Source organism: Arthrobacter sp. MMS24-S77 (genome assembly GCF_054888235.1).
In genome coordinates this window covers 3,192,796-3,210,497 of record NZ_JBTZRN010000001.1, presented here as the reverse complement: position 1 = coordinate 3,210,497, position 17,702 = coordinate 3,192,796, and the positions used below count along the sequence as shown (strand labels likewise).

Here is a 17,702-nt window from a genome sequence, read left to right as displayed (position 1 = left end):
GCCCTTACGCTGGGCACTCTTGGCCATGCCGCCAGCTGCTGGCCATCCCCGAGTATGGAAGGCTGCCTCGAACACAGTGGGAGACACATTGAAGATTGTTGTTCTGGTCAAGCACGTCCCGGACGCGCAGTTCGACCGACACCTCACCGGCCCAGGCAACACGACGGACCGCGACGAGAGCATCCTCTCCGAACTGGACGAGTATGCGCTTGAAGCCGCCCTGCAGCTCAGCGAGGCCCGCGGAGGTGCGAAGGCAGGCAACGAGGTCATCGCCCTGAGCATGGGTCCCGCCGGCGCCGTGAACGCCGTCAAGAAATCCCTGCAGATCGGAGCCTCCTCGGGTGCGCATTTGAGCGATGATGCTTTGGCCGGTTCCGATGCGGCCGCCACCTCGCTGGCCCTCGCTGCGGCAATCCGGTATCTCGGCTCAGACGCACCCGTGGACCTTGTCCTGACGGGCATGGCCTCGACCGACGGCGAAACGTCCTTGGTTCCCGCCCAGCTCGCCGAGCGGCTCGGACTCCCGCAGGTCACCTTTGCTTCCGCCCTGGAGGTGAACGGCGAACGCGTCGTCGCCCGCCGTGACGGCGACGCCCACGCGGACACCGTCGAGGCAACCTTGCCGGCTTTGGTATCCGTGACGGACCAGATCAACGAACCCCGGTACCCCAATTTCAAGGGCATCCTTGCTGCCAAGAAGAAGAAGATCGCAGCGCTCACCCTGGCCGACATCGGCGTCGATGCCTCCCAGGTAGGCGCCGCGGGTTCGCTGACCGCCGTCGAGACCGCAGAGGCGCGTCCGCCTCGCACGGCGGGCACCATCATCACTGACGAAGGCGACGCCGGCATCAAGCTGGTTGAGTTCCTGGCCGCCCAGAAGCTGCTCTAAGAGGATTCCAGACACATGGCAAAAGCACTTGTATTCATTGACAACCCGGGGTCGGCGCTCAAGAAGAGCAGCCTCGAACTCCTGACGATCGCCAATTCCCTCGGGGAAGCGGCCGTCGCCTTCAATGGCGAATTGCACGACGACGTCGCCGCCGCCCTGGGGGCGCACGGAGCCTCAGTTCTCTACCGGCCGTCCACTACGGACCTTGACGATTACCTCGTCGCGCCGAAAGCGGCATACCTTGCCGCAGCAGTTGCCGCTTCCGGGGCCGAGACGGTCCTGCTGGAGAACACGGCGGATGGCAAGGAAATCGCCGCCCGCCTTGGCGTGAAGCTCAACGCCGGTGTCATCACGGATGTTGTGGGTGTCGACGCCGATGGCACAGCCCACAAGTCGGTCCTGGCCGGCTCATACACCACCACGGCCAAGGCTCGCACGGCCGTCGCCGTGCTCACGGTCAAGCCGAACAGTGTTGACATCGAGGCCCCGGCCGCGGCAAGCACGCCTGAAGCTGTCACCATTGACGTCCCGGCGGATGCCACGGCGAACGCCGCACGGATCACGGGGCGCGCAGAAAAGCCCGCCAGCGGCCGGCCCGAGCTCACCGAAGCCCGGATTGTTGTTGCAGGCGGCCGCGGCGTCGATGGCGATTTCGGTCCATTGGAGGAACTGGCCGACGCGCTGGGGGGTGCAGTCGGGGCTTCCCGCGCGGCCACCGATGCAGGCTGGATCGGACACGACTACCAAGTAGGTCAAACTGGCAAGACTGTTTCCCCGCAGCTCTACATTTCGGCAGGCATCTCCGGTGCCATCCAACAGAAGGCCGGCATGCAGACCTCCAAGGTGATCGTCGCGATCAACAAGGACGCCGAGTCGCCGATCTTCGAGATTGCCGACTTTGGCATCATCGGTGACCTCTTCAAGGTTGTCCCGCAGGCCACCGAAGAGATCAAGAAGCGGAAAGGCTGATCCCCTTGTCTCCTGACGCCACGTCAGCAAAGAGCCCGTTCAACGCCTCTACGGAGCGCGTTGAGCGGGTGCTTTGTTTTACTGCCCACCCGGACGACATCGACTTCGGCGCGGCCGGCACCATCGCGGCCTGGACCGCCGCGGGCGTCGAGGTCAGCTACTGCATCATGACCGACGGCGATGCCGGGGGCTTCGACCCGGCCCACCGCGAAGAGATTATCGCCATGCGCGCGGAGGAGCAGAAACAAGCCGCGGCCATCGTCGGCGTGACGGACCTGCACTATCTCCACGAACGTGATGGCTACCTGGAACCGACGCATGAAGTCATCAGGCAAGTGGTGAAGCTGATCCGCGAAATCCGTCCCGACGTCGTCCTGGCCATGCACCCGGAACGCAACTGGGATCGGCTTCAGAAGAGCCACCCGGACCACCTCGCTGTGGGGGAGATCGTGACCCGGGCCGTGTACCCCGCGGTTGAAAACCCCTTCGCTTACCCGGAACTCGCGGAAGCCGGGCTTGAGGCCTACAAACTGCCGTGGCTATGGCTCTTTGCCGGTCCGGAAGCCCGTGAGAACTATTTCGTGGACGTCACGGGGCACGTTGACGCCAAGCTCGCCGCGATCCGGATCCATGCGAGCCAACATCCCGACTTGGAAGGCATGGAACGCGCTGTCCGGGGCATGCTGGAGCGGAATGCCTCGCGCGGCGGGATGGCGGCCGGGCACGGCGCCGAGGCTTTCCACGTGGTGGAAGTGAACGGCTCCGGAACCATCGCCGGTTTCTGAAATTGCTGATGTGTAACCTGTGTCATATGCTTAGTCTCGTTTAAATCATATTTAATTGAGGAAGGCAGACTTTGATGGCGAAGACTGCACAACAACCGGTATTGGTGATCATGGGCGTCTCCGGTTCCGGCAAATCGACAGTGGCCGGCGTTTTGGCCGGCCGGCTGGGTTGGGACCTCGCCGAAGGCGACGACCTGCACCCCGAGGCGAACGTGGCAAAGATGCAGGCAGGGCACGCCCTCAGCGATGAGGACCGCTGGCCGTGGCTGGACATCATTGCCGATTGGATCAAGGAGCGCACGGCAGCTGGAAAGCCGGGCATCATCACGTGCTCGGCCTTGAAGAAGCGCTACCGGGATGTCCTTCGCGGCGAGGGCGTCGTGTTTGTTTTCCTCCAGGGAAGCAAAGACAAGATTTCCGACCGACTCGCTTCCCGTCACGGACACTTCATGCCTCCCTCCTTGCTGGAATCCCAGTTCGATGCACTGGAAGAGCCCACGGAGGAGGAGAACCACATTTCGTTGTGCGTATCTGCTTCTCCATCGGAAGAGGCAGACGAAATCATCGAACGGCTCGGCCTTGAGGCACTGCACGCCCGCTCGGCCGGTGGCACAGCGTGAACTGGACCGGGCACGATACTCAACTCCTCGTAGTCGCGGCCATTGGCATAGCGCTGATCGTCCTGCTGATCGCGAAATTCAAGGTTCACCCGTTCCTGTCCCTGGTGCTCGGCTCAGCCTTTGTCGGCCTGGCATCCGGAGTGGAACTGGCCAAGGTCATCAGCAACTTCGAAGACGGCGTGGGAGGCGTCCTCAAAGAGGTCGGGATCCTGATTGCACTCGGCGCCATGTTGGGTAAACTCCTGGCTGACTCCGGTGGCGCGAACCGCGTGGTGGATACCCTGTTGGAGAAGGCCAGCGGCAACAAAGTGGTCTGGATGATCACCCTGGTCGCGGTCATCATCGGCCTCCCGATGTTTTTTGAGATCGGCCTCGTCCTGCTCCTGCCGGTGATCGTCCTGGTCACCCAACGCTCGCAGATGAAGCTCATGCGCATCGCCATTCCGGCGCTGGCCGGCCTGTCCGTGTTGCACGGCCTGGTGCCGCCGCACCCCGGGCCACTGATCGCCATCAGCGCGGTAAAGGCTGAACTGGGCACCACGCTGGCACTGGGTCTCCTGGTCGCCGTCCCCACAGTGATTATTTGTGGTCCACTGTTTTCCCGTCTGGCCGCGCGCTGGGTTCCCGTGGATGCTCCCGCGGTGGCTGGCGGCGTCGACACCAAGCACGCCGTCGATCTCAGCGAAGTGAAGCGTCAGCCGAGCTTCATCGTTACGTTGCTGACCATCATCTTCCCGGTGGTGCTCATGCTTCTGAAGGCCGTGGCGGACATCGTCTGGCCCGACGCCGCCCATGCCCCGATGATCCGCACGGTCCTGGACTTCGTGGGCCAGCCGCTCGTGGCCATGACCCTGGCCGTGCTCGCTGCCATGGTGACTTTCGGATACGCCGTCGGTTTCACCGGCAGCAAGATCACCGCCAAGCTCGGCGACAGCCTCGGACCGATCGCCGCGATCCTCCTGATCGTAGGCGCCGGCGGTGGCTTCAAGCAGACCCTGATCGGCGCCGGTGTCGGCGACGCCGTCAAGAAATGGGCCGAGGGCGCAAATATGTCCGTGCTGGTCCTGGGCTTCATTGTGGCTGTGGCGCTCCGCCTGGCGACGGGCTCGGCGACAGTTGCCACTGTGACGGCTGCCGGCATTGTGGCTCCGCTGGCCAGCAGTCTGAGCCCGACGCATGCGGCACTACTTGCCTTGGCCATCGGTGCAGGTTCGCTCTTCCTGTCCCACGTCAACGACGCCGGTTTCTGGCTCGTGAAGGAACTCTTCGGCCTGACAGTCGGGCAAACGTTCAAGACGTGGTCGGTGATGGAGACGCTTATCTCGGTGGTCGGCTTCGCCTTCACCATGGTGCTCTCGCTGATCATTTAGCCGGGCTCCTTGGCAGCAAGTACGACCGCGGCCCGCCGCCCCAGTGGTTCACACGGGGGCTGCGGGCCGCCGTCGGGCTTTCAGCGGGATGCCCTAACTGAGCTTTTCACCTGCGTAGACCTTGATGCCTTCCAGCAGGTAGGTAGCCAAACCGGTCCGGACCTTGTCGTAGTTAGCGGTGAACCGCGGATCGTCCACGTACATCTGGCCAAGGCCCACATAGGATTCGGCGTTCGGTGTCCAACTGGCGCAGATCCACTTGTAGTGCCGGTCCACGGCGGCCTGGACCTCTGGGTGGTCCGCCGGAAGGGCGGCGTCGAAGCAACGGGCGAGACCCTCGTTCAGGGCCGCGTACTCGTCCATGAACGCCTGCTTCTGGGCCGGTGTCATCGCCGAGTGGCGGGCCTTGCTGTCGTCGACGGCCCGATCGCCCCAGCGCTCCCGCGCCTCGGCTTCGTAGGGGTTGTTGTCGAAGTCCTTGAAGATATTCTCCGCTGTCATGGTTTCTCCTTGACGTAGTGCTGCGATAGTGGCGTCGACCGTCCGGGACATCCGGTCCAGACGGTCCCGCTCGGCCAGCAGCCAGTTCCTGTGGATGGCAAGTGCTTCCGCAGGATCGGCCTGGCCATCCAGAACTTCGCCGATGGTCTCGAGCCCAAGGCCAAGTTCACGAAGCAGGAGGATCCGCTGCAGGCGCAGCAGCTCGGGCTGGCCGTAGTACCGGTAGCCGTTGTGTCCCGTATGGGCAGGCTCTAATATCCCGAGTTGGTCGTAGTGCCGCAAAGTCCGTGAGGAAACCTTGCTGGCTTTGGCCACTTCGGAAATGGTCCATGTAGCGGCTTTGTCCTGCTTCATATATCCAGCGTAGAAGTTGACGCTACGTCAAGGTCAAGTGTTGCCCAGACGAACTACGTGAGAGGTGCTGCCGCAACGGTGGGGAGGGTCGGTTTCTTCGACCCGCCGCAGGAACGGCGCACTAGAGTTTCGCCCCGGCGAAACCGTGTTGGCGCCAAGCCTCGTACACTGCGATGGAGGCAGCGTTGGCGAGGTTCAGGGAGCGTAGGGACGGCAGCATCGGGAGCCGGACGCGGGCTGTCACGTGCGGGTCCTGCTTCAGCCAGTCCGGAAGCCCCACGGATTCGGGGCCGAATAGCAGGACATCGCCCTCTTGGTAAGCAATGTCCGCATAGGAGGCTTCGCCGTCGGACGTAAAGGCGAAGACGCGCTCGGGCCGCAGAGCCGCCCATGCCGCCTCGATGTCCTTGTGCACGGTGACCACCGCGAGGTCGTGGTAGTCGAGCCCCGCCCGGCGCAGCTTCGCGTCGGAGAAGTCGAAGCCCAGCGGCTCCACGAGGTGCAGCTCTGCGCCGGTGATGGCGGCGAGCCGGATGGCGTTTCCCGTGTTGCCCGGGATTTCAGGAGTATGGAAGAGGATGCGGAACACGTACCAATCCTAGCCAGCGGAAGTGCCCGATTTGGCCGACAGCTCAGTGCATGCCCCGCAGCAGCCGGGCGAGCACCGGGACAACCACGGTGTTGGGCACGGGGCCGGAACTCAGGAATTGCTTGAGGCCGCGGGCCAGTCCAGAAGCGTTGACAATCTGCACGGTTCCGAAGTCTCCGTCTGTCCGCCTGTAGTGGTCGATGACGGGCTCGTGCGGGTTGCCGTCCGGGCTGTGGACTACCACCCAGCCCGTCACATTCAGTTCCGGGAAGATTTCCTGCATGTGGCGCACGATCAGCTCGAGCTGAGGCGGCGGAACTGAGCGACCACCGTGCTTGAGCGCCACCCCGTCCCAGGCATACGCACCCTTGGGCAGCAGCATGGAACCGATCAACGCCAGGCGGTAGCCGGACAGCAGGGCGTGATCGATGTGGCTGTTGTCCGAAGGGGAAAGGAGCCCATTGATGAGCCGGGCCGCGGGAATGGCAGGCAGGATCTGACGGCTGATGAGTTGGACCGTCCGCATTTCCCGCTGGATCCGGGCCTCGGCGCCGAAGATTCCCCGTTTCCTGGGTATCCCGTGGATCTGCAGGGCGGCCTCGCCCTTGGAGAGGAGCGGCACCTCGTGGGGATCGTCGAAGGAAGGGACATAGACGGGCGCGTCACCTGCGGTGTTGCGTGGGACATTCGGCCGGTGGACCCCGGCGGTGGTGCGGGTTTCCGGTCCGGGAGCGCCGGCCCCGCCGTAGTTCGGTCTCTGAGCTGGATGCGGGCTTACCCTTCCGGCGGTACCGCTGGCATAGCGGCGGTCGTACTCCGCGCGCCGTTTGGGATCAATGAGTGTCTCGTACGCGAGTGTGACCTGCCGAAAGACTTCGGGATCCCCGCCGTGGTCCGGGTGGGCCTTCCTGGCAGCCTTCCGGTAGGCCACTTTGATCTCCTTGTCCGTCGCAGTGACGGAGACCCGGAGGACCTGATAGTGGGAACTGCTGCCCTCAGCCAACCACGGGCCTTTCTCTGGGATTCTGAAGATTCCCGCCGTATCCATAAGGAACGGCGATCTTGGCAAGTCTAGCCAGCCATTCTTGAGAACGACGGCGGTCCGGTCTTTAGTTCCCGGGTTGCCGGCCGTGCCGGTGGCATAATTCACGCTGTGAACTCCCCGGCCGGTGGCAACAATCCCCTTGACCTACCTAGCATCGGCCCTGAACGGCAGGATGGCGCGCCCCGCCGAAGGATTGTCCTGGCGGTCAATCCCGCTGCGGCATTTGGCCGGCATGCCCTTGCCGGGGACGAAGCCGCGCGCCGCCTCCGCGCCGCCGGCCTCGACGTCGTCGTACTTCGGCGCGACAGCATGGACGCGCTGCGGGAAGCGGTGGACGACGCCCTTCACACGGGATCCGAGGCCTTGGTGGTGGTGGGCGGGGACGGCATGGTCCACTTGGGCGTCAACTCACTTGGCGGGACCGGGCTGCCGCTCGGAATCGTTCCTGTCGGCACCGGAAACGACGTAGCCCGAATGCTTGGACTGCCATTGCAGGATGTCGGGGCGTCGTGCTCCCGCGTGATCGCTGCGCTCGACGGCGGCGGCCGGGTGCTCGACGCCGGCCGCATCACCGCGGGCGGGCGGACCACGTGGTTTGCCGGGGCTGTGTCCGCCGGCTTCGACGCCGCCGTCAACGAACGGGCCAACTCCTGGCGGTGGCCGCGTGGCGCGTTTCGCTACACGCTGGCGATGCTCCGGGAGTTGGGTTCGTTCCGAGCGATCGACTACACGGTGACGGCTGACGGCGCGACCTCGCGTGAGGGTGCCATGCTCATTTCGGTCGCCAACGGTCAGTCGATTGGCGGCGGAATGCGCATTGTCCCGGATGCCGCGCCCGACGACGGCTTGCTGGATCTGTTCATCGTCAAGCCTTTGTCCCGGCTAGCTTTCCTCGCGGTCTTCCCGAAGGTCTTCTCCGGCCGGCATACCTCGCATCCGGCCGTGGAAATTCGCCGGGTGCGCTCGGTCCGTCTAGCTGCCGACAACGTGGTGGCCTACGCCGACGGTGAGCGGATCGGCTTCCTTCCCTTGGATATCGACGTCGTTCCGGGCGGCCTGCGGGTATTGGCCTGAAGTCCTGAAGGATTAAGCAATGAATGTTGATTTTAGAGTTAAGCTGTAACCATGACCGGACTTCCCTGGTTGCGTCGGCTCTCGGCCCTCGCATCCCTCGACGACGGCAACCGCCGCCGCTTGTACGAACACGTCTGCGGTGCCACCCACGCGGTGAGTCGCGACGACGCCGCGATGGCTCTCGGACTTCCCCGCAGCACGGCCTCGTTCCACCTGGACCGGCTGGTCCGGGACGGGCTCCTGAGCGTTGAATTCCGCAAGCTGGGTGGCAAGGTAGGGCCGGGTTCCGGGCGCCCTGCAAAGCTCTACGCCCCGGTCATCGAAGAGATCGGCGCATCGGTTCCGGAGCGCCACTATGACCTCGCCGGGGAAGTGATGGCTTCGGCCATCCAGAACCTGATGGCCGAAGGAGGTTCCCCCGCGAAGTACTCCTCGAAACTGCTTATGCGCGGGGGCGCGAGGCCGGAAGCGCGGAGCCGCAATTCCTCGACGTTCTCGCGAGCCACGGTTACCGTCCGGAAGCTGACGACGACGGCGGGTACTCCTTGGCCAATTGCCCGTTCCATCGCCTGGCCGAAGGTCACACGAACGTCGTCTGTGCCATGAATGGCGCCTTTCTCAGCGGAGCGGCAGCCGCGTGCGGAATTGCCGAAGACCGGATCGCCGATGACAACCGTGAAGGCCATTGCTGCGCCAGAATCCGTCCGGCGGACTACCGCGCGGCAGTTTGAGCAGGCGCCTTCCGTCGCCGAAGCCTGAATCCCGCTCCATCGATAGACTTGGGTGGTGCCTGTTTATCTGGACCATGCCGCCACCACGCCCCTTGCCGCCGTCGCGCTGAGTGCAATGACGCGCGAACTGGCGCGGACCGGCAATCCCTCGTCGTTGCACGCCTCCGGGCGACGAGCCCGGCGCACTGTGGAAGAAGCCCGCGAAGCCATTGCGGCCGCGGCAGGGGCCCATCCTTCCGAACTCATCTTCACCTCCGGGGGCACCGAGGCTGACAACCTCGCCGTCAAGGGCCTGTACTGGGCCCGCCACGACGAAGACAGCCGCCGCAAGCGGATCCTGTGCTCCGCCGTCGAGCACCATGCTGTGCAGGACACCGTGGAGTGGCTTGAACGGCATGAAGGAGCCGAAGCAGTCTGGCTCCCCGTCGATTCCCAAGGCGTAGTGCGGCTCGACTCTGTCCGGGCGGAGATTGAACGCGATCCGGGATCGGTGGCCCTGGTTACCGTCATGTGGGCAAACAATGAGGTCGGCAGCATACAGCCCGTCAAGGAGATCGTGGAACTCGCCGCCGACCACGCCATTCCCGTGCACTCGGACGCAGTCCAGGCTTTCGGTTCGATTCCCCTCAGCTTCCGCGACTCAGGGCTCGCCGCGATGTCGGTGTCGAGCCACAAGATCGGCGGACCCGTGGGCGTGGGCGCACTCTTCCTCGGGCGGTCCACCAAGGTCATACCGGTCCAGCACGGGGGAGGGCAGGAACGCGACGTCCGCTCGGGAACCCTGGACACGGCGTCGATCGCGGCGTTTGCCGCCGCGGCGGAGTCAGTTGCCCGGAACCTGCCCGCGGAGCGCAAGCGAATCAGCGCCTTGCGGGACCGGATCATTGACGGGGTCCGGGCGGCCATTCCCGAGGCGGTGTTGCGGGGAGCGCCTGGAGACGCACGGCTCCCGGGCAATGCGCATTTCACCTTCCCGGGCTGTGAGGGCGATTCCTTGCTGTTCCTGCTGGACCTCGCGGGCATTGAGTCATCCACGGGATCCGCCTGTACAGCAGGCGTCCCCAGGCCCTCGCACGTCTTGCTTGCCATGGGGCTGGATGAGGACACCGCGCGGGGGGCGCAGCGATTCAGCCTGGGGCATTCCTCGAACGACGCCGACGTCGACTCGCTGCTCAACGCGCTGCCGGACGCGTATGCCCGGGCGAAGCTGGCCGGAATGGCCGGACATGAGTCCAGTATCCAGACCGCTGCCACGGTGGCCCGTGGTGACGGCCGCGACTCTGCCAGGGGCCCAGCAGGCGATCAGCCCTCCGGCAACAACTGATCCAGCGGTACTGAAGGGTCAACCAAACGGTCGACGTCCACGTGGACCCGCCCGGCAATCAATGCCTTGATGTGCTTCTGAACCCGTTGCTGGTTGACGCTCATGCCCGCCACCACGGCGCCGTCCCGAAGCCAGAAGGCGAGGAAGCTGTTTTCCTCCAATGCGCCGCGGATGGCTGGTACGGAACCTGCCGCGAGCGTGGGATATCCCCAGTACTCCATCGAGACGTCGAACTGGTCTGTGTAGAAATACGGAACCACGTCCAGCATCGCGTCCTGTCCCAGCATCGCTTTCGCCGCGACCTTGCCGCCGTTGAGGGCGTTGAACCAATGCTCGCTGCGGTGGTGCTCGCCTGTGAACGGGTGGAGGGCGTTCGCGACGTCTCCCGCCGCAAAGACGTCCGGACTGCTGGTCCGGAGCGAAGAATCCACTACGATTCCGTTCCGGATATCCAGCCCGGCGGCTTCGGCCAGGGCCGTATCCGGAACCACACCGACGGCCACCACCACGAGGTCGGCGGGAAGCACCTCACCGGAGTTGGTGATAACGGCTTGTGCCTTGCCCTCACGTCCCGTGATCTCCGCTGCGCTCGCGGGGAGCCGGAACTGCACGCCGTGCTTTTCGTGCAGGCTGCGGAAGAAGCCGCCCAACTCGGGTCCGATGGCCATGCTCAGCGGCACGTCCTCCAGTCCCAGCAGGGTCACCGTGTTCCCGTAGGTGCTGGCGGCCGCGGCAAGCTCCATGCCGATCCAACCAGAGCCGACCATCACCACGTTCCTTCCGCCAACAGCCAGCTCTTCCTTGAGCCTGCGCGAATCATTGAATGTCCGGAACGTCATCACACCCGCAAGATCTGAACCGGCGAGCGGAATCCGGTGCGGCTGCGCCCCGGTGGCGACAAGGAGCTTGCTGAACTTAAGCTCGGTTCCCGAGCCCAGCCGCACCGTGTGGGCGGCAGGATCGGCAGCAGCGACCGCCTCGCCAAGGAGGAGTTCGACCTCGTTCTCCTGGTACCAGCCGGCCGCCAGCACCGGGACGGTGTCTTCGGCAGCTTTGCCCAGGAGGAACTCCTTGGAGAGGGGAGGGCGCAGATAAGGCTGTTCATTCTCGGCGCAAACCACCGCGATCCTGCCTTCGAATCCTTCTGCGCGCAGGGTTTTGGCGGCGGTGGCTCCGGCCAGCCCGCCGCCGGCAATAAGGATGTGTTCAGTGTCCATGGTGACTCGATTCGCGGGGGTGGGGAGGTTCGCGTGGGCGCCTGCGTCTGGGTGAACGAGCACGCAGCCGAAATCTAAAACTGATAATTTTGACTTTAGAAGTGTGCGCGACGGCGGTCAAGGCATTTTTGGGGCCCCTTCCGGCGGGGCGCTAGAATAGTCGGGCGCGCTTACTCTCTTCAGCCGCAATTCTTCTCCCCAACATCAACAGAAAGCCAGCATGCGAGTTCTTGCAGCCATGAGCGGCGGGGTCGACTCCGCCGTTGCCGCCGCCCGCGCCGTCGAGGCGGGGCACGACGTCGTCGGCGTCCACTTGGCGCTGTCCCGCATGCCCGGAACGCTGCGTACGGGCAGCCGGGGCTGCTGCACCATCGAAGACTCGCGTGACGCGTGGCGCGCTTGTGATGTGCTGGGGATCCCGTATTACGTCTGGGACTTCTCGGAGCGCTTCAAGGAAGACGTCGTCCAGGACTTCATTGACGAATACGCCGCCGGCCGCACTCCGAATCCCTGCATGCGCTGCAACGAACGGATCAAGTTCGCGGCCTTGCTGGAAAAGGCCATCGCGCTGGGCTTCGATGCGGTCTGCACGGGTCACTACGCCAAGGTCGTCCAGGATGCAGACGGCAATCCCGAACTCCACCGCGCGGCCGATTGGGCCAAGGACCAGAGCTACGTTCTCGGTGTCCTGACCCATGAGCAACTCAAGCACTCCATGTTTCCGCTGGCGGAGACCCCCTCCAAGGCCGAGGTCCGGGCGGAGGCCGAACGCCGCGGCTTGTCCGTGGCGAACAAGCCGGACAGCCATGACATCTGCTTCATCCCCGATGGCGACACCGCGGGCTGGCTTGCCGAGAAGATCGACATGACCACAGGCGACATCGTGGACGAGGCCGGGACCAAGGTAGGGGAGCACCCTGGCGCTAACGCCTTCACGGTTGGCCAGCGCCGCGGGCTCAAGCTGGGCACTCCTGCCGCTGATGGTAAGCCCCGCTTCGTACTGGAAATCCGGCCCAAGGAAAACAAAGTGGTCGTCGGGCCCGAAGCCCTGCTCGCCATCGACGAGATCCGCGGAATCAAGGTGTCCTGGGCCGGACTGCCTATCGCCGAGGTCTCTACCGGCGCCGAGTTCGACTGCTATGCCCAGGTGCGCGCCCATGGCGATCCCGTTCCCGCCAAGGCATCGGTCGAGCGGAAGGTCGACGACGCCGGGGTCGAGCGCGAAGGCCTCGTGGTGACACTTGTCGATCCACTCCGCGGAGTGGCCCCCGGGCAGACCATCGTGTTGTATCAAGGCACGCGTGTCCTGGGCCAGGCCACCATCGACACCGCCCGGTCCCTCCAGCGCGCAGCGCTCTGAGGGTGCCGGCGGCAGCGCTCTGAGGGTGTCCGCAGCAGTGCTCTGAGGGTGTCCGCAGCAGGACTCCAGGCGTGTCGGCGCGCAGTCCTCATGCTGTTTGCTTTGTTTGCGCCCGGCCCGACGCCATTGCCTCGCATGAAGGGCCGCTCCATACTTGGCTAAGCAGCGTTTCCGCTGCGGTGGTTGGGGTCCGCATTCAGGACGGCGATGGCTGTGGCTTTTCAAAAGAAGGCCCCGGGGGACATTAAGGCCGGGCAAATGGTCGAAGTGGCGGTTCTTGCTGAGGGCCCGATCGGTAGTGGCGGCGCCGGTCCGCTGATCGCCCGGCTGCGCATCCCCGTGGAGCGTTTGCGACGCGGTCCCACGGGAGCCCGGCTTGCGGTGCACATCAGGAAATGGCGCGGCACCAACGTGGTTCCCATTACCCTCACAGCGCCGGGGGATCCTTGGCGCGTCGTCTCGGAGGACCCGCCCGCGGACTTGCGGGCACTCCTTGACGATTCGCGGTTCTTGGCCCAGCACGTCTACGGTGTGGCTTCGGCAACCCTTGACCTCTTCGAATCGACGCTGGGCCGGCGCATGCCGTGGAATCCGGAGGGCCGGCTCGTGTTGAAAGCGCGCGATCTCGTGACGGCCACGGACACCGGCTACGAGCGGGATACCAACATCATCCGTTTCGGTTCCATCGACCGAATGGGATACAAGGTTCCGACTGCGTTGTTCCGTGACATCGTGGCGCACGAGGTGACGCATGCAATCCTCGATGGATTCCGGCCGGCATGGGGTGATGCGATGGCCACGACGGAACAAATCGCCTTGCATGAAGCGCTGGCGGACCTTGTTGCCATTCTTTCCGTGTTTTCTTCGCGGGATGTGGTGTACCGCCAGCTCGAGGCTGCTGCCGGCGGATTCGAGGCCGGACACGAAGTGGACGACGCCGTCATGATGCGGTCCATCTTCGACTTTGCCCGGGATCTCTATGCGCGTGGCCCCCTGCGTGAGCCATTCGTCGGCGCGGTCCCCGACCACTGGCAGGAGCTGACGGAGCCGCACAAGCGCGGGGCCGTCGTCGTCGGGGCCGTGTTGCGGGCGGTCCATGGGCTCTGGGTCGAACGGAACCGTCGCTTCGGCGAGGGGCAGAGCCTGCAGCAGAAAGCCGAATCCGGTTCCATCGTCGGAACCAGGGTCCTACGCATGCTCATCCGGGGACTGGCCTACATGCCTCCCGTGGATGTCTCCTGGCACGACCTGTTGCGGGGAGTGATGGCATCGGACCTGGACATGGTTCCAGAGGATCTGCATGGCTACCGGGAGGCCCTTCAAGCCGAATTTTCCGGAATCGGCATCCATCGTGTCTCTCTGTCCAATATTTCCGGGGTGGACAACTACCAGGGGCTGCGATACCCCATCCGCCTGACGGCACTGGGCTCGGATCCCCAGGAGGTCCAGCGCTTTGTCTGGGAAAATCCCCGCCTGCTCGATGCCGCCCGTTTGGAGCGCCGCACTCCGCTTAGTTCCACCCGGGTGCGGACTTCGGAGCGGGTCACCCCGGATGGCTTCGTTGTCTCGGAGATCGGGGCATCGTTCATCCAGACGGTGCGCATGAGCCGAAAGGAGGCCTATGTGCGTCTTGGCCTGAAGACCAAGCGTGACTATGTGGACATCCGCGGGGGCGGAGTCTTGAGGTTCGACGCCGGTGGACGCCTCGTCTACGCTGCGCTGAAACCGGTGATGTCCCGAGAACGGCAAGGGGCGTTGTTCGTCTCGGACGAACAACGCGCCGCCGAAGAGGAGGCTTCCAGCGGAGTCCAGGACAAGTTCCACAGGACGGGAGAATAGCGCTCTCGGCACCAAGCAATCCTGCGCATGGTGATCGATATAGCCGAGCACGCGACCGAAGAAAAGTAAATTTTGTGTCTCAACTCACAAAATCAAACGTTTCACCACGAATGCTTCTGATTGAATCGTGGAATCAGGAGTGTGTGCTCCGAGGAAATTACCGACGGCGGTACGCCGTATCCATCGAACAGAAAGTTCACTGATGGCAATGAACAAAAAAGCCCTGCGCAGCGTTATCGCGTTCGCGGGCATCTCCGCATTCGCTTTGACGGCCTGCACGGGCCCGTCCGGCGGCGGCGGTTCGGCTTCTTCAGCTGCCAGCGGCCCGATCGCCTATGGCACCACCGATAAAGTGACCGCGCTCGATCCCGCTGGCTCTTACGACAACGGTTCCTTCATGGTGATGAACCAGGTCTATTCCTTCCTGCTTAACTCGAAGCCTGGAAGCGCCGAGCCCGTTCCGGACCTGGCAGATTCGGCGTCGTTCACGTCTCCTACCGAGTTCACCGTCAAGCTGAAGCCCGGACTCAAGTGGGCCAACGGCCACACCCTGGACTCCAAGGATGTGAAGTTCTCCTTCGACCGCCAGGTCAAGATCAACGACCCCGCAGGCCCGGCGTCCCTCCTCGAAAACCTGGACAGCGTCTCCACCCCCGACGCCAACACGGTGGTTTTCAAGCTCAAGCTCGCAAACGACCAAACCTTTGCGCAGATCCTCAGCAGCCCGGCAGCGCCGATTGTCGATGACGAAGTCTTCCCAGCGGACAAGCTGCTCTCCGATGACGACATCATCAAGGCCAAAGCGTTCTACGGCCAGTACACGATCGACAGCTACAAGAAGAACGAGCTCATCAGCCTCAAGGCCTTCCCGGACTACAAGGGCGTCTTGGGCAAGCCGGCCAACGATGCTGCCACCATCAAGTACTACGCCGAGCCGACCAACATGAAGCTCGACATCCAGCAGGGCAACATCGACGTTGCTAACCGCAGCCTCAGCGCCACCGACGTCGATGACCTCAAGAAGGACTCCAAGGTGAAGGTAAACGTTGGACCGGGCGGCGAAATCCGCTACATCACGTTCAACTTCAACACCATGCCTTTTGGCGCCAAGGCAACCGGGGCGGACCCGGCCAAAGCACTTGCCGTCCGCCAAGCGATCGCCAACCTCGTTGACCGCCAGGCAATCGCCGACCAGGTCTACAAGGGCACGTACCTGCCGCTGTACTCCAACGTCCCGAGCGGTTTCCTGGGCGCCAACGAGTCGTTCAAGGACGCATACGGCGACAACGGAAAGCCGAGCCTGGACAAGGCCAAGAAGGTCCTCTCCGACGCCGGCGTCAAGGATGTTGTCACCCTGAACCTGCAGTACAACCCGGATCACTACGGCAAGTCCTCGGGCGACGAGTACGCGATGATCAAGGACCAGCTTGAGAAGTCGGGTCTCTTCAAGGTCAACCTGCAGTCCACTGAATGGGTGACCTACAGCAAGGCCAGCCGCGCGGACGAGTACCCGCTGTTCCAGTTCGGTTGGTTCCCGGACTTCAGCGACGCCGACAACTACCTCACCCCCTTCTTCCCGAAGGGGGGCTTCCTGAAGAACCACTACGACAACCCGGCCGTGACGGATCTGATCAACAAGCAGCTGACCACCACCGACAAGTCGGCCCGCGAGTCGGCCATCAAGGACGCCCAGAATGCATTGGCGAAGGACATTTCCACTTTGCCGCTGCTCCAGGGTGCACAGGTTGCCATCTCGGCGAAGGGCGTGAACGGCGTCGACAAGACGCTTGACGCATCCTTCAAGTTCCGATTGGGAACCGTTTCAAAGTAAGCAGCCGGTCGGGGGAGGCGGGTGCCAACAGGCGCTTTGCCTCCCCTTACTGCTGATTGCCTCACATATGAGCAAAACCCCGCGCGATCCGCGGGCAATGAACTTTAGGTAGCAATGACAACACTTATAGAGGTGCCCGACGTCGAACCGGACGCGGTCGCTCCCAAGAGCAAATCAGCGGGCGGAGGTCTGGGCAGGTACATCGTGGTCAGGTTTTTCCTGATCATCCCCACGATCTTCGTCCTTGTAACGCTGGTTTTCTTCCTCATGCGGGTCATTGGTGACCCCATCACTGCAGCGCAGGGTGGTCGGCTTCCTCCTGACGTCCTGGCACAGCGAATCCACGACGCCGGTTACGACCGGCCGATCGTCATCCAGTACTTCGAATACCTGGGCCAACTGATCACCGGCAACTTCGGCACCACCATTACGGATCGGCGCCCCGTCGTCGAAATGCTGTCGACCTTCGGTGCAGCCACCCTTGAGCTGTCGATCAACGCGCTGATCGTGGCACTCGCGGTCGGTATCCCGTTGGGCCTGATCGCCGCCCAGCGTCGCGACAAGGCCGCAGACGCCTTCCTCCGTTTCTTTGCAATCCTTTGCTATGCCACCCCGGTCTTCTTCTCGGGGCTATTGCTGAAGCTGACGTTCTCCGTTTGGCTCGGCTGGCTGCCGGTGGCCGGGCGTGTCTCCACCCGCACCGAGCTGACGATGGGCCAGCTCGCGGCTCCGAGCGGCATCTACTGGCTAGACGCATTGCGCAGCGGGAACTTCAACGCCCTGGGCGACATTGTCTCGCACGCAGTACTTCCTGCCGTCGCCTTGGGCCTCCTGACCGCCGGCGTGTTCCTGCGCCTCGTCCGGACAAATGTCATCGGCACTCTGGGCAAGGACTACGTTGAGGCCGGGCGCTCGCGCGGAGTCAGCGAGTTCCGGCTCGTCACGAAGCACGCCTACAAGCCGGCGCTGATCCCCATCATCACGGTCATGGGACTGCAGATTGCCCTCATGCTGGGCGGTGCCGTGCTGACTGAGACAACCTTTGAATGGAAAGGGCTCGGTTACCAGCTGGTCCAGTACCTGAACGCCAGGGACTTCGTGGCAGTCCAGGGCATTGTGGTGCTGTTGGCAGTCATCGTGGCCATCACCAACTTTGTCGTGGACATCATCGCCGCGCTGATCGACCCGCGAGTGAGGTACTGAA

Annotated in this window: 16 protein-coding genes; 12 read left to right on the top strand and 4 right to left on the bottom strand. The window is 63.7% G+C overall.

Features of this window, described 5'->3' with window-relative positions; translation table 11 throughout:
• Positions 1-88: 88 nt before the first annotated feature.
• The 5 genes from ACX5I4_RS14645 (at position 89) to ACX5I4_RS14625 (ending at position 4,633) form a co-directional block, all read left to right on the top strand.
• On the top strand, positions 89-889 hold the full coding sequence (locus ACX5I4_RS14645; RefSeq protein ID WP_461837287.1) for an electron transfer flavoprotein subunit beta/FixA family protein: 801 nt from the start codon (positions 89-91) through the stop codon (positions 887-889).
• A gap of 15 nt (positions 890-904) precedes the next feature.
• Positions 905-1,858, top strand: coding sequence for an electron transfer flavoprotein subunit alpha/FixB family protein (locus ACX5I4_RS14640; RefSeq protein ID WP_461837286.1), 954 nt, complete (start codon positions 905-907; stop codon positions 1,856-1,858).
• Between the two features lie 5 nt (positions 1,859-1,863).
• On the top strand, positions 1,864-2,643 hold the full coding sequence (locus ACX5I4_RS14635; protein ID WP_461837285.1) for a PIG-L deacetylase family protein: 780 nt from the start codon (positions 1,864-1,866) through the stop codon (positions 2,641-2,643).
• Positions 2,644-2,717: 74 nt separating this feature from the next.
• Positions 2,718-3,263 carry a gluconokinase gene (locus tag ACX5I4_RS14630; RefSeq protein WP_461837284.1) on the top strand — a complete coding sequence of 182 codons (546 nt, stop codon included), beginning with the start codon at positions 2,718-2,720 and terminating at the stop codon, positions 3,261-3,263.
• Entirely contained in the window at positions 3,260-4,633 is a 1,374-nt protein-coding gene (locus ACX5I4_RS14625; protein WP_461837283.1) for a GntT/GntP/DsdX family permease, read from the top strand. Before ACX5I4_RS14630 ends, ACX5I4_RS14625 begins: the two co-directional genes overlap by 4 nt.
• Positions 4,634-4,726: 93 nt before the next feature.
• Here the strand turns inward: ACX5I4_RS14625 and ACX5I4_RS14620 are convergent, their stop codons facing one another.
• From ACX5I4_RS14620 to ACX5I4_RS14610, 3 genes are all read right to left on the bottom strand, one after another.
• Positions 4,727-5,488, bottom strand: coding sequence for a MerR family transcriptional regulator (locus tag ACX5I4_RS14620; protein ID WP_461837282.1), 762 nt, complete (start codon positions 5,486-5,488; stop codon positions 4,727-4,729).
• 121 nt (positions 5,489-5,609) lie between these two features.
• Positions 5,610-6,077, bottom strand: a complete 468-nt coding sequence (locus tag ACX5I4_RS14615) for a tRNA (cytidine(34)-2'-O)-methyltransferase (protein WP_461837281.1) — start codon at positions 6,075-6,077, stop codon at positions 5,610-5,612.
• A 43-nt stretch (positions 6,078-6,120) separates the two neighbouring features.
• Complete coding sequence (locus ACX5I4_RS14610) at positions 6,121-7,080, bottom strand: J domain-containing protein (RefSeq protein WP_461837280.1); 960 nt, start codon at positions 7,078-7,080, stop codon at positions 6,121-6,123.
• Between the two features lie 195 nt (positions 7,081-7,275).
• Here ACX5I4_RS14610 and ACX5I4_RS14605 point away from each other — a divergent pair, with 195 nt between their 5' ends.
• The 3 genes from ACX5I4_RS14605 (at position 7,276) to ACX5I4_RS14595 (ending at position 10,251) form a co-directional block, all read left to right on the top strand.
• Positions 7,276-8,196 (top strand): diacylglycerol/lipid kinase family protein, encoded by a 921-nt coding sequence (locus tag ACX5I4_RS14605; RefSeq protein WP_461838741.1) that lies wholly within the window; start codon positions 7,276-7,278, stop codon positions 8,194-8,196.
• A 51-nt stretch (positions 8,197-8,247) separates the two neighbouring features.
• Complete coding sequence (locus tag ACX5I4_RS14600; protein ID WP_461837279.1) at positions 8,248-8,802, top strand: helix-turn-helix domain-containing protein; 555 nt, start codon at positions 8,248-8,250, stop codon at positions 8,800-8,802.
• Positions 8,803-8,982: 180 nt separating this feature from the next.
• Positions 8,983-10,251 carry a cysteine desulfurase family protein gene (locus ACX5I4_RS14595; RefSeq protein ID WP_461837278.1) on the top strand — a complete coding sequence of 423 codons (1,269 nt, stop codon included), beginning with the start codon at positions 8,983-8,985 and terminating at the stop codon, positions 10,249-10,251.
• Here the strand turns inward: ACX5I4_RS14595 and ACX5I4_RS14590 are convergent.
• On the bottom strand, positions 10,230-11,468 hold the full coding sequence (locus tag ACX5I4_RS14590; RefSeq protein WP_461837277.1) for an NAD(P)/FAD-dependent oxidoreductase: 1,239 nt from the start codon (positions 11,466-11,468) through the stop codon (positions 10,230-10,232). The genes ACX5I4_RS14595 and ACX5I4_RS14590 overlap by 22 nt on opposite strands.
• A 238-nt stretch (positions 11,469-11,706) precedes the next feature.
• On the opposite strand from ACX5I4_RS14590, the gene mnmA reads away from it, so the two are divergent.
• The 4 genes from mnmA to ACX5I4_RS14570 all read left to right on the top strand — a co-directional run bounded on the left by mnmA (position 11,707) and on the right by ACX5I4_RS14570 (position 17,701).
• Positions 11,707-12,828: a tRNA 2-thiouridine(34) synthase MnmA gene (gene mnmA, locus ACX5I4_RS14585; protein WP_461838740.1), complete on the top strand. Its 1,122-nt coding sequence runs from the start codon at positions 11,707-11,709 to the stop codon at positions 12,826-12,828.
• A gap of 213 nt (positions 12,829-13,041) precedes the next feature.
• Positions 13,042-14,667: a gluzincin family metallopeptidase gene (locus tag ACX5I4_RS14580; protein WP_461837276.1), complete on the top strand. Its 1,626-nt coding sequence runs from the start codon at positions 13,042-13,044 to the stop codon at positions 14,665-14,667.
• A 202-nt stretch (positions 14,668-14,869) separates the two neighbouring features.
• Positions 14,870-16,498: an ABC transporter substrate-binding protein gene (locus ACX5I4_RS14575; RefSeq protein ID WP_461837275.1), complete on the top strand. Its 1,629-nt coding sequence runs from the start codon at positions 14,870-14,872 to the stop codon at positions 16,496-16,498.
• 114 nt (positions 16,499-16,612) lie between these two features.
• Positions 16,613-17,701, top strand: coding sequence for an ABC transporter permease (locus ACX5I4_RS14570; RefSeq protein WP_461837274.1), 1,089 nt, complete (start codon positions 16,613-16,615; stop codon positions 17,699-17,701).
• The last annotated feature ends 1 nt before the right edge of the window (position 17,702 follow it).